Source organism: Rossellomorea oryzaecorticis, assembly GCF_045897515.1.
In the GTDB taxonomy this organism is placed as follows: domain Bacteria; phylum Bacillota; class Bacilli; order Bacillales; family Bacillaceae_B; genus Rossellomorea; species Rossellomorea enclensis.
Map to the genome: position 1 here is coordinate 19541 of NZ_JBJOSA010000018.1, position 12704 is coordinate 32244.

Sequence of the window (12704 nt, forward strand, 5' to 3'; positions counted from 1 at the left end):
CTTGAGTTCGAAAAGAGCAATTTCACATGCTGTATTCAGGTTATAAACCTATATACAAAAAGAAATAATCTTTTAGAAAACAGCTTTAAATGAAAATTACGGGTCATGATGGGTAAACTTGTATACGACAATATGTTTTCTAAATGACACAGGAAATTTCCCGTAATTCAACAGAGGAAATAATGACAGAATAATCTGTCATTATTTCCTCGGAAACCGCAAGAAGCGACAAATGTTATGGGTCTTTGTAGAAATCTATCGAATATGGGGTGTTAATGTTGAATAAAGCAATATTTCTGGATCGTGACGGGGTCATCAATGAAGTGAAAACAAAAAGAGTGAAGTTCGTGAACAAGCCGGAACAGTTTTATTTCCTCGAAGGTGTGAAAAAAGCAGTTACATTATTATCCGATGAAGGATATATGTTGTTTGTCGTGACGAATCAAGGCGGAGTCGGTCTTGGATACTTATCTCATGAGCATCTGGAGCAGATTCATGACTTTATGGTTGGAGAACTTGAAACGGCAGGCGGGAAGATTCATGAGGTTTCATGCTGCACCCATAAGCCCCATGAAGGCTGTGCATGCAGGAAACCTGAGCCGGGCATGATTTTGGATCTTGCTGAAAAATACGATCTGGATCTTGATTCCTCCTATATGATCGGCGACAGGGAACCTGACATCGAGGCCGGGCGTAAAGCCGGATGCAAGACCATTTTGATATCCGGCTCCCCTTCCCCTCTCTATGGTGCCGATTACGTATTTCCCTCGTTAAAAGAAGCGGCTGACTTCATAATAGAGTGATGTGCTGTATCCCCTCTCTTTTCAGGGGATGCTTTTTTTTTACCACCGCAGCCTGAAATGCTTATCACACCGCACATTCCCTTCCTGTTTTATCGTTTACCTATTGGGGAATTCTATGATAGAGTACTATGGGAATGATTTCTAAAGGGAGGGATACATTTGGAGCAGCATGAACTGTTGGAAATCGTTAAAAACGTATATCCATTTGATGTACTGACAGAAGATCAACTGCATTATATTATTTCAGGTTCAAAATATACAACCTTTAAAAAAGGGGAATTTCTCTTTCATGAAGATGAGACGGTAGAGGAACTGGATATTTATTTTCTTGTCTCCGGACTTGCGAAAAATGTCCTTCACCGTTCAAGCGGAAAACAATATTCATTGCGCTTCTACTACCCAGGTGATCTGATCGGGATCATGATTATGCTGACAAGCGGGGAAATGACGTTCTCTGTTCAGGCTATGGAAAATTGCAATGTCTTCCGGATTCAGAAAAGCAGGCTCCTCGATATCATGACGAGGAATAATGATTTTTCGAAAATCATCTTTGAAAGCATCGGAAACCGCATGAAGACGCTTTATGACGAAATCAAATCGAAATCCTCCGACCAGGATGATGAAAATATCACGCTTTTCCGGACCAAGGTACATAATCTGATGGACTCCCCTTCTTTCATTCATGAAGAGGACTCGATTCTAGAAGCTGCAAACGTGATGAAAGACAGGGATACATACGGGCTCGTCGTCGTGGATTCAGATAAAACCTTAAAAGGGATTCTCACGCAGAGGGAAATCCTCTCCTATATCACCGAACCCGACCGGCGGGAAAAAGTGAAAGACTGGATGAAGAGGAATCCTTTCTGGATCCGGGATGAATCCTTTGCTTATGAAGCACTCTCTTATTTTAAGCATGAAGAAGTAGATTTCGTTCCGATCATGCGGAATGATGCCGTTGTAGGTGTTTTGACAAGCACCTCTTTCTTGAATATCCAGGATTCCAACTACCTGGATTTATCGTACCGCATCCAAAAAGCGGTTAAAAATGAAGACCTGGTTCAGCTTGCAACCGTTAAAAGTGAGACGTTCCAGCAATTCATCGGAGACCTCCTCCACCAGGAAAGCCCCGGTTATGATGTATGTGAAGTAATCAGCAACTATAATGACCGCCTGCACAGGAAAATCATACAATTGACGGAGAAGGAGATGCGAGAAGAAGGATACGGACGCGCTCCGATCAATTACTGCTTCATCGTCATGGGCAGCCAGGGCCGGAGTGAGCAGGGATTCCACACCGACCAGGATAACGGAATCATCCTTGACGATTACAGCCATCTATCGGATACGAAAAGAGTGGATTCATACTTCCAGGCATTCACCGAAAAATTAAATCAAAAGCTTGATGCATGCGGATTCCCTGAATGCACAGGCGGAATCATGGCAAAGGAGCAAAAGTGGAAGCGGTCTTATACCGATTGGAAAAAAGCAATCGATGATTGGCTGCATGAAATTGACGCGCAGGAAGTGCAGAACACGACCATGTTCTATGATTTCCGTCCGATCTATGGGGATTATTCAATTGCAGAGGAAATCCGCCGTTATCTTGCCGAAAAATCAAAACGTTCACTCAGCATGCAGCAGCTTTTGAGAAAAGACGCCCTACGCTTCAAGCTCCCTGTCGGACCACTTGGGAGGGTCAATCTTAAGCCGAAAAACCACTTATTCAACATTAAGAAATCCGGCCTCATGCAAATCGTCAACATGATTCGGATCCACTGCGTCAAATATGGGGTTAAAGAAGTGAATACCATCAAAAGGGTGAATGCACTGAAGAACATGCAGGCTTTCCACCCCAGGGATGCCGAAAATGTCAAATTGGCCATGCATATTCTGTTAACCCTGCGTACACGGCAGAATCTTAAAGAGTTAAAAGAAGGCAAACCGCTCAGCAATGATATTGATGTACGTGAATTATCAAAAGATGAACGGCAAAGATTGAAGGAAGCCATCCAGATTGCAAACCGATTACAGCAAGTGATGGAAATAAGCTTTAACAGAAATCGGGTGGTCTGATGAATGATATCGGAATTAATGTAGGCTTTCGGATCATAAAGTATTATTTATGGCAGCAGTTCTTCTTCCGTGCCCAGTTACGGGAAGAAAAAGCACGGCCGTCTTACTACAAAATCTCCGAAACCTTAAAAGAATTTGAAACTGAAAAATTCACTTTCCAGAAGAAACACTTGAATGATTGCACGTTCACTATTTTCGACCTTGAGACGACAGGATTCTTTCCCGAAGTCGGGGATGAAATCATTTCAATCGGAGCCGTGAAGTTTTTCAATGGGTCTGTACAGGAAAAAGAAACCTTTTATAAAGTCATCGACCCACTTCAAACGGTGTCCAGAGAAACCAAAAAATTCACGGGTCTGAGAAGGAAGGATTTCAAGCATGCTGTAAAATTCCCTGTCGGATTGAAGCAGTTCCTTGAATTCGCCAAGGGCACGATTTTGGTGGCCCATCCAGCCAGTTTTGATATCAATTTCCTCCAAAAGCGTGTGAATAAATGGGAACTCCCCTCGTTCTATCCCGAATACATCGATTCATTCGCGCTTGCAAATGCATTGATGCAGAGGAATGACTGTTATTTGGATGCTATGGTAGCGAAATTTGGAATTAGAAAAAGGACCCGCCACCATGCACTGAATGATGCCATCATGACAGCTGAATTATTTGAGGAACTGCTTAAGCTTTGCCATCAGCAAGGTGTGCATTCTGTTCAAGCATTGCATGAGTGTATTGATGGCCATGAATGAACTTTTTCAATTAACAAAAAAACTCCCCGAAGATTAATCGGGGAGTCCTGCTTTGTTATTATCGGATTTGACCTGTACCATGCATCATATATTTGATTGTTGTCAATGCAGGGAGACCCATTGGTCCTCTTGCATGCAATTTCTGTGTGGATATGCCGATTTCTGCACCGAAGCCCAATGCTCCTCCGTCAGTGAAACGGGTGGATGCATTATGATAGAGTGCTGCTGCATCGACAAGCGTCATGAACCTTTTAGCCGTTTCTTCATTTTCAGTCACGATCGCTTCTGAATGTTTTGTGCCATATTGTTCGATATGGTCAACTGCATCATCAAGATTTCCAACGACCTTCACTGCGATATCAAGGCTTAAATATTCGTTCGCCCAGTCTTCTTCACCAGCAGGCTTGGCACCGTCAATAGCAGCTGTTACTTTTTCATCTCCATGGATGGACACATTATATCCAGCCAATTTTTCAGTTAATGCATCTTTGTGTTCATTGAACCATTCTTCATGAATGATGACTGTTTCAGCTGCATTACACACAGCGGGACGATCAGTCTTGGCGTTGATGAGGATGTTTAATGCCTTCTCCACATCAGCCTCTTTATCAATATAAATGTGGCAATTTCCTACGCCAGTCTCAAGCACTGGCACTGTCGCATTATTGACGACTGCATTGATAAGGGCACCGCCGCCGCGTGGAATCAACACATCGATATGCTCCTTCATGGTAAACAGTTCATTCGCTGCTTCACGGTCTGTCGTATTGATGAACTGGACCGCTTCTTTAGGGATGTCTGTCTGTTCCAATGCATCATGCATGACGTCTACAATCGCTTTGTTGGAAGTGATGGCATTTGAACCGCCTTTGAGTACGATTGCATTTCCTGATTTCAATGCAAGCCCTGTTGCATCCACTGTCACATTTGGACGGGCTTCATAAATCATACCGATCACACCCAGGGGTACGGTCACCTTTTGCACCTGAAGCTGGTTTTCAAGGGTCCAGTCTGAAACAACCTTGCCAGTCGGATCTTCCAGGTCAGCGACTTGTCTGAGTCCGTTAGCGAAATCTTCCACTCGTTCTTTCGTCAATGAAAGACGATCCATGAATGCTTCTTCGAATCCTTTTTCGCGTCCTCTTTGCAGATCTTTTTCGTTTTCATCCAGAATGGTCTGGTAGTTTGCATCCAGGTGATCGGCAAGTTTATGCAATGCTTTGTTTTTTTGTTCGGTTGTCAGTAAGCTTAGTGTTTTTGCCGCTTTTTTTGCCATCATTGCTTGTTTTTTTACATCAGTTTTTTCGATTGTTAAAGTCATCAAATGCCTCCTGTTATAGTTTAAAATACCATTTGTCTCTGTTTAAGCCTTCTTTAGACCGCTGTTGATTTCCGTGCAAGACTTCGCTTTCCGCGGGCGGATGGGGAGCCTCCTCGGCTTCGTCACCGGGGTCTCCCCTACTCCGCATTTCCCGCAGGAGTCTGCGACTTGCACTCCAATCAACCGCTGGTAAAGAACTGTTATAAAGTCAAAGAATCGTAAAAATCATGCTCAGGATTAACATACCTGAAAATCAATGTTTATTTAGCTTACACCCCAACCGGGATTGGTACTTCGATGTGGCAGACGAGGTGGTCGATTTCTACGGCGATTTGGTCGTCTTTGATTTCGGATGGGTTTTTGAGCTGGCCTGAACGGAAGTTGACCATTCCTAGTCCGATTTCTTCGTTATTACTGTCCAGAATCCGAACGACTGCCCCTTTATCGAAGCGTCCTTTTACTGTATAGATATCGTTTATTGTCAGGCTTTCTTTTCTTTCAAGGATTCGGTCTTTCGCCTCTAAGTCAATGGTGATTTCACCTTCAGGACCTGAGTTGAATGCAATCCATTGCTTCTTGGAATCGAGATTCACTGCATCATCTGCAGATTCGAAATACGTACCTTTCGCTGTATGCTGCACAGCGTCATAGATGATGTTCGTGTTGCCTGATTTACCAAGGAATGCAGGGATTCCTGATGCCATTGTAATTTTGAATGCATCAATTTTAGAACGCATGCCGCCGGTTCCAACCGAACTTCCCGGTTCACCGGCCATATCTTCAATGTCCTCGCTGATTTCAGTTACACTTTCCAGTAATTCAGCTTCAGGATTCTTGCGCGGATCGGAATCGTATAAACCGTCGATGTCGGACAGGATAATCAATTGATCAGCGTCAACCAATGCTGCGACTTTCGCTGAAAGCGTATCGTTGTCTCCGAACTTCAATCGATCTACTGTTACCGTATCATTTTCGTTCACAATCGGGATGATTCCTCGTTCAAGCAGTACATTGATTGTGTTGCGCGCATTATTATAGCGGTCTTCATCTGAAAAATCACTACGAGTAATCAGAATTTGAGAAGCAACGTATCCGTGTGAAATAAATAGATCAGAATATGCTTCAATCAATAAACCTTGCCCGATTGCGGCTGCAGCCTGCTTCTCAGGTAATGAGCTTGGGCGCGTAAGGCAGCCTAATTTCCTGTAACCGGCAGCCACTGCTCCTGAAGACACAAGTAATACTTCATGGCCGTCATCTTTCAGACGCACCACTTCGTCCACCAGGCGTTCGAGCTTCCTTCTGCTCATTTCTCCGTGAAGACTTGTCAAAGAACTGCTTCCAATCTTGATCACAATACGTTTCTGCTTGTTTTCTTGGGACATCCAATCACTCCTAGTAAAAAGGTCCGCCCCTCGTCCCTTCATTGTGATGAGGGACGGACTTGTATTTCTGTTAAGCTTCGTACATTTATATAAATGGTAATTTTATATTTGAGGTTTGGTTTTTGTCTTATTTTAGTTTGTCACGAGTTGACGGGACTGTAATTCAGAGCTAATTTCCTTCGATCTTTTTTCTGCTCCTTTTACAGCTTCTGAGATAGCTTTACCTCCGCCGAATTGTGCAAGTGCATCAAGGCCGGCAGCTGTTGTGCCATTAGGGGATGTTACGTTTTCTCTTAGTTGTGTTGGTGTTTCTTCTCTTTCCAGCATCATTTTGGCTGCCCCGAAAATGGTCTGTGCACCGATTTTCCGTGCCATTTGAGGATCAAGTCCGGCTTCTGCTCCTGTCTTTTCGATGTGTTCCATTAAATAATAGAAGTAAGCTGGTCCGCTTCCGGCAATCCCTGTGAAAATATCCATCTTACTTTCATCGATTACATACACTTCACCGATACTTGATAAAAGTTCTTTCGCATTCATCATATCTTCTTCTGAAGTGAATCTGCCGGCACTGATTGCTGTAGCAGACTCTTTAAGCATACTTGACGTATTCGGCATCACGCGGATGACAGATTGACCGCCGGGAAGCTGTTCTTCCATGTGTGATGTCGTGATTCCTGCCAGCACCGACATGATGACTGTATCGCTCTTGACGAGATGATTGATTGAATCCAGCGCTTTATCTATATCCTTTGGTTTCATTGCAAGGATGAGGATATCGATTTCGCTGAACGGAAGTTGATCCTTCAATAATGTGCGTACACCGTACTTTTCATTTATTTCCTGAAGTTTTTCTTTGTTGCTTCGGTTGGAGACAATGATTTGATCCTTAGCAATCTTTCCACTCTGTACCGTTCCGGAAATCATTGCTTCAGCCATATTACCTGCACCAAGAAAAGCGATTGTTTTATTTTTCAACAAAAATATCCACTCCGTTTCTTTCATTTAATAAGGTTGTTTTTCAGTTATGTTTTTATTTTTAATGTTATTTTTTGTTTTCAATGTTTGTTTTGTCCTGTGCTTTGTTCACAACGTTTATAATCGTAACACGCTGGTAAATGATATCAAGGCGATATCCGGAAGTAGTAAGGAATACGCCGAAAAAGAAAGTGGAAGCGTTGTCATTCCCATTTATGTGGTTCAAATGCCTTCTGAGAGCTTCAAATCACTAATAATCCCGTATAATCAGAATTATTGGATTTACAATTGGGGATTAAGCGGGGTTTTGAGGGGGTGAGTTGAAGGACTATAGCCGTTTGGTTGGGGAATCTTTTAATTTTGACCTTTAATCTTCGAATTTTGACCGATAATCTTTTAATTACGGCTGATAATCTTTCGAAACCGGCCAATAATCTTTTAATTTCAGCGATAATTCCGTCACTTGGAAAAATAAGTTAAAAACGACCTCAATATACATTAAGGAAGCGGCACACCACAATCAGGCCCGCCAATCACGCCTCCACACTTCAATCAACGCCCAAGCACCCAATCATCACCCCACTCTCCTACAAAAAAATGCACATCAGACAAAAACGTCCGATGTGCATTCTTAACCATTTTTCAATTATTATTCCGTCACTTCATCGGAGCTCTTTCCATTCAGGAAATCCTTCAATGCCTGGATGTTTTGATCAAAGTCCAATTCGATGACTGATCCGACTCCCTCGTAGCTTCCGAAATCATAGGAGCCCTCGACCGGGATTGTCAGCTTGTCGATTTCATCCTTGTTACTTAACAAGACATCTTTGACCAGCGATATTTGATCGAGTTTGCTCATATTCGTCTGAATGTAAGGCTGGATGGAACCGGCAAGTTTCGGCAGCTTCGTGACACCGCCGACGCTGAGTACCTCTTCTTTAAGTGCGGTGATGACTTTTTGCTGTCTCTCAACCCGTCCAAAGTCACCTTCTGCATCATGACGGAATCTTGCGTATCCCAATAACTCTTTCCCGTGCAGCTTCTGCACCCCTGGCTGAAGCGAAACTCCGATGTTTTCAGACATCGCTTTCTCTACATCCATTTCAATCCCTTCAGGGGCAAGAATATCTACGGATTGTTCAAATCCTTTGAAATCGACCATCATATAATACTGGATGTCGATATCAAAGTTATGCTTTATCGTTTTGCGCAGCAATTCAGGGCCTCCGAGATAGAACGCTGTGTTCAACTTATAATTCTGGTATCCCGGGATCTCCACATAAATATCACGCATAAATGAAACCAGTTTCGTTTCATTGGTCTTAGGATCGACTTGAGCGAGCATCATGGTATCTGTACGGGATTTCTCCTCGCCCCTGCTGTCAACGCCCAACAGCAATACATTTATCTTTCCGTTTTCGTCTTTAACACCATTGAATTTATAGTCCTTCATATTTTGTTCACCATCGGCCATTTGATAGCCTCTATAAAATTGAAACGCAGAATAACCCACTAAACAAAAAATGATCAATAATAGCACTAATATTATTTTTCTGCCTCTTTTTTTCTTCGTTTTTTTACGGTCGAGTCTTGATTCCATTGTTCCACCTTCTTTGTTAAATGAAATGGCAGCAAGCTATTGAAAGATTTTACTCTACATTCCCCGGTAACTCAATACTCAGGTTATGGAGCAGCATGCATGAATTACCAAAGGGACAAGAATATATAGTTCATACTACCATAACTGGCAGGATATATCTCTAAAATTTCGTGCTTCCAGCCTAGGATAAAATGGTCCCCGCCTTTTAGAAAGTCCGTTTAATTGGTCCTAAAAGGTATTACCCTTACAAAAAAAGATTAAACCACTGGCCACTAAAAAAGCCGGGCCCCTATCCTTAAATAGAGATCCAGCCCACAATTCGCACATTTTCATGATTTGCGCGATCTTTTCCTGTACGATTCAATAGCTTTCTTCGTCGTTTCGAATACGCCTTTTCCAATCAGCCGTCCAAGCGGTGTCACGCTGCCGGCAAAGGGGTAGGATGTCCCCTGGTGGGTCGATGCGATCAGGATGCTGTCCGTCGGTGTTCCCGTGGCAAGGGTGCCTGTTCGGTGGTCAACGACATTCTGCTCCTGCATCGCTTTTACTTTCGCTTCGGTGGAAATGACCAGCGCCTCGATAAAGGCTTCATCCGAAAGCCTGCCGTTTACGAAAACCCATGTATTGATCGTACCCGGCCTCAGCTCTTGGGGATACTCATGTACTGCAGTCACATCCACTGCATTTCCGACGCCTGCTGTCACGACGACAAAGATCGAATGTCCTTCCATCAAATACGAGTCATATGCCACATCTTCGAGATTCACCGCCGTCATCATTCCCACTGTAAAAGATGGATCGAGATCGTTTCCCACTAGAAAATTCATCATATCTTCTCTGTAATCGGTGCAATCATAATGTGGTGACACGTATCTGTTCACCACATTTTTATACCATCCAAATCCGGATCCGGTCACGCCTGAAGACATACACTTCATATGGACTGGCGACCGATAGGTGATCATTTCAGGTGTAACATGCAAGAAAGCCTCCCCCGGCTGAGCTGCTTCCGCTGCCGGATTGTCTTCGGGAAGGATGACAATCTGCGGTTTGGCCACCTGTGGATGGGCTTGCTTATGTACTTCTGTAGCGTATACTTCCCTTATATGTTCTTCCTTTAATACTTCTTCCGGATGATCGACTATTTTCGTTTCACCCTTATTCAGCATGATGAGGCGGTCGCAATAAAGGCTTGCCAGGTTCAAATCATGGAAAATCGAGATTACGGTCAATCCCTGGTCTTTTGTTTGTTTTTTCAATAATTCCAGCAAATTCTTTTGATAGGAAAGATCCAAATGATTGGTCGGTTCATCGAGCAGGATGACTTTTGGTTCCTGTGCAAGCGCCTGTGCGAGATACACCCTTTGCTTCTCCCCTCCGGAAAGCTCGTCCAGCCTCCGGTCCTGAAGGGCTTCGACCCCGGTTTGCCTCAATGCCTGCTGAACGATTTCTTCATCTTGGGGGGAAACCGACTTAAATAACCCATTTTGATGAGGATAACGACCCAGCATGACCGTCTCCTTCACCCTGTAGGAAAAGGAGTGCGAGGTAATCTGGGGAAGCACGGCTACAAGTTTCGCCAGCTCCTTGGATGAATAATGATTCAACGGTTTCCCGTTCAATCGAATGGTCCCTGCAGTATGAGGAAGGATGCCCGACAAAGCCTTCAAAAGAGTCGTTTTCCCGCTGCCATTCGGCCCAAGGATACCGAAAAACTCACCTGTGCCTACATGAAAATCAATGTTTTCCACAACGGATGCATCCTCATACCCAACGGAAATCTGATGGACTTCAAGCATGTTATCCCCCCTTCTTCTTGATCAGAATATAAGCAAAAATCGGTGCCCCGATCAAAGCAGTGATCACTCCGATCGGCAATTCGGATGGACTGATAATCATTCGGGACACGAGATCGGCCACCACGAGGAATGCCCCGCCAATAATGATGGAGAGCGGCAGCACATGCGAATGATCGTATCCAATGATCCTCCTGATAAAGTGAGGGATCACCAGTCCGACAAATCCGATCGTCCCTGAAACGGCAACGGCCGCACCTGTCAATGTGCTTCCCGCAATCAGAATCAAGTATTTTCTCTTCTGAACGGAAATCCCTATATGACGGGCCTGTTCTTCACCGAAGCTCATCCCGTTCAATTCTTTTGCATTGAACATCAAAATCAACGTTCCCAGAATAAAAAATGGCAGGACAATAAAAATATAATCCCAGCCTCTCATTGATACACTGCCGAGCAGCCAACCGATGATCTGCCTCAGCTCTTCCCCTGATAAAGCGATCATGAGGGAAATGACAGAGCCGAGAAATGAGCTGAAGATGATTCCTGTCAGTATGATCGTTTCCACCTTCATCGTTCGGTCGACCTTCCTTGCGAACCCCAATACGAGGAATACAGTGAACAATGATCCTATGATACTGAGTACAGGCAGCGTGAATAAACCGAGAAACGGTAGGCTTATATTAAAAAAGAGGGTGACGACCGCTCCCACCGATGCACCTGAGGACATTCCAAGGGTATACGGATCAGCGAGTGGATTCCGCAGCAGCCCTTGAAAGGAGGCCCCGGCAATAGCCAGCGAGCCTCCCACAAGTAAAGCTAGCAGTACACGCGGTAAACGAATGGAAAATACAATATTTGAATGCATGGGATCGACACCCCCAAGAGGGACACCCGGCAGCCATTCGGCACTGATGATCTTGATGATATCTATGATCGGAACCTTTAAAGTCCCGATTGATATCCCCGCTAAAAGCGCCAGGATGAGGATGGCCAGCGCAATCAGATAAACAACCCATATATTATTCTTTGAAAATCTCCGGATAAACAGACTTGGCAATTTCCTCTACTCCTTCAACCAATCTCGGGCCGGTACGCGTAACGAGGTCCGTGTTGACATCATAAACCTGTTCGTTTTTCACTGCATTTACATCCTGCCAACCGTCACGGCTCACTACTTGTTCATGATCACCGTACGTCGTGATGATGACATCAGGATTTGCGGAAATGACTTCTTCCTGGTTCACTGCTATCCAGCCTTCCTGATCTTTCATGGCATTTTCCGCATTGATTAGTTCAAGCATTTCATTGATGAATGTATTATTCCCGGTAGAATAAATATCCGGTGCCGGCGCCACCTCTACATATACCTTCTTCTTCTCTTTGATTTCCCCGGCCTTTGATTTTAATTCATCAAGGTCTTTCTTCATGGAAGCAACCAGCTTATCTGCATCGCCTTTCGTTCTTGTCAATTTCCCGATGTTCTCAATGATGGTATATACTTCGTTGATTTTCTGTGTATCACGTACCACATAGACAGTGATCCCGGCGTCACGCAGTTGATCCAGTCCTTCTTTTGCGCTTACCGCCGTGGATTCATGCGCAAGCACCAGATCGGGATCCAGGCTGATGATTTTCTCCACATTGAATTCAATTCCGCCGATCTTCTCCTTCTCGGCCGCTTCCTCAGGGTAGTTATCAAAATCGGTCACCCCGACCACTTCTTCACCCAGTCCGAGTTCGAATAGTATTTCCGTATTACTCGGGATTAACGTAACAATTTTCTCCGGTCTTGATTCAAGCGTAATTTCAGCCCCTAAGGCGTCTTTTACCGAAACCGATTCTTCGGCAGCTTTCTCTTCGGTACCCTGTCCGCTGTTTTGATTACCAGGCTCGCTCCCGCAGGCAGCCGTAAATAACACAGACAGCATTAACATTAATAATAGACTGATTCTTTTCATTGTTCTCTCCTACTTTCTGTCATAATAAAAACCGCTTTCACTCTTTCCAA

At 44.1% G+C, this 12704-nt stretch carries 10 protein-coding genes; 3 read left to right on the forward strand and 7 right to left on the reverse strand.

Going from position 1 to position 12704, the window contains the following annotated elements; genetic code table 11:
• Window positions 1-278: 278 nt before the first annotated feature.
• The 3 genes from ACKA06_RS17055 (at window position 279) to ACKA06_RS17065 (ending at window position 3619) form a co-directional block, all read left to right on the forward strand.
• Complete coding sequence (locus tag ACKA06_RS17055) at window positions 279-803, forward strand: D-glycero-alpha-D-manno-heptose-1,7-bisphosphate 7-phosphatase (RefSeq protein WP_411160247.1); 525 nt, start codon at window positions 279-281, stop codon at window positions 801-803.
• Between the two features lie 159 nt (window positions 804-962).
• Complete coding sequence (locus tag ACKA06_RS17060; RefSeq protein WP_197671150.1) at window positions 963-2876, forward strand: DUF294 nucleotidyltransferase-like domain-containing protein; 1914 nt, start codon at window positions 963-965, stop codon at window positions 2874-2876.
• Window positions 2876-3619: a 3'-5' exonuclease gene (locus ACKA06_RS17065; protein WP_052011556.1), complete on the forward strand. Its 744-nt coding sequence runs from the start codon at window positions 2876-2878 to the stop codon at window positions 3617-3619. Before ACKA06_RS17060 ends, ACKA06_RS17065 begins: the two co-directional genes overlap by 1 nt.
• A 58-nt stretch (window positions 3620-3677) precedes the next feature.
• Here ACKA06_RS17065 and ACKA06_RS17070 read toward each other — a convergent pair whose 3' ends face one another.
• From ACKA06_RS17070 to ACKA06_RS17100, 7 genes are all read right to left on the reverse strand, one after another.
• Entirely contained in the window at window positions 3678-4940 is a 1263-nt protein-coding gene (locus ACKA06_RS17070) for a glutamate-5-semialdehyde dehydrogenase (protein WP_058297484.1), read from the reverse strand.
• A gap of 269 nt (window positions 4941-5209) precedes the next feature.
• Window positions 5210-6325: a glutamate 5-kinase gene (proB, locus tag ACKA06_RS17075; protein WP_032088124.1), complete on the reverse strand. Its 1116-nt coding sequence runs from the start codon at window positions 6323-6325 to the stop codon at window positions 5210-5212.
• A gap of 132 nt (window positions 6326-6457) precedes the next feature.
• The gene (gene proC / locus ACKA06_RS17080) at window positions 6458-7303 is read right to left on the reverse strand and encodes a pyrroline-5-carboxylate reductase (RefSeq protein WP_058297485.1); all 846 of its coding nucleotides are present in this window, start codon (window positions 7301-7303) and stop codon (window positions 6458-6460) included.
• Between the two features lie 646 nt (window positions 7304-7949).
• Window positions 7950-8900, reverse strand: a complete 951-nt coding sequence (locus ACKA06_RS17085; RefSeq protein WP_197671153.1) for an LCP family protein — start codon at window positions 8898-8900, stop codon at window positions 7950-7952.
• A gap of 329 nt (window positions 8901-9229) precedes the next feature.
• Window positions 9230-10699: a heme ABC transporter ATP-binding protein gene (locus tag ACKA06_RS17090; protein ID WP_064563784.1), complete on the reverse strand. Its 1470-nt coding sequence runs from the start codon at window positions 10697-10699 to the stop codon at window positions 9230-9232.
• A gap of 1 nt (window position 10700) precedes the next feature.
• On the reverse strand, window positions 10701-11753 hold the full coding sequence (locus tag ACKA06_RS17095; protein ID WP_411160248.1) for a FecCD family ABC transporter permease: 1053 nt from the start codon (window positions 11751-11753) through the stop codon (window positions 10701-10703).
• Window positions 11716-12654 carry an ABC transporter substrate-binding protein gene (locus ACKA06_RS17100; protein WP_032088119.1) on the reverse strand — a complete coding sequence of 313 codons (939 nt, stop codon included), beginning with the start codon at window positions 12652-12654 and terminating at the stop codon, window positions 11716-11718. Before ACKA06_RS17100 ends, ACKA06_RS17095 begins: the two co-directional genes overlap by 38 nt.
• Between the last annotated feature and the right edge of the window lie 50 nt (window positions 12655-12704).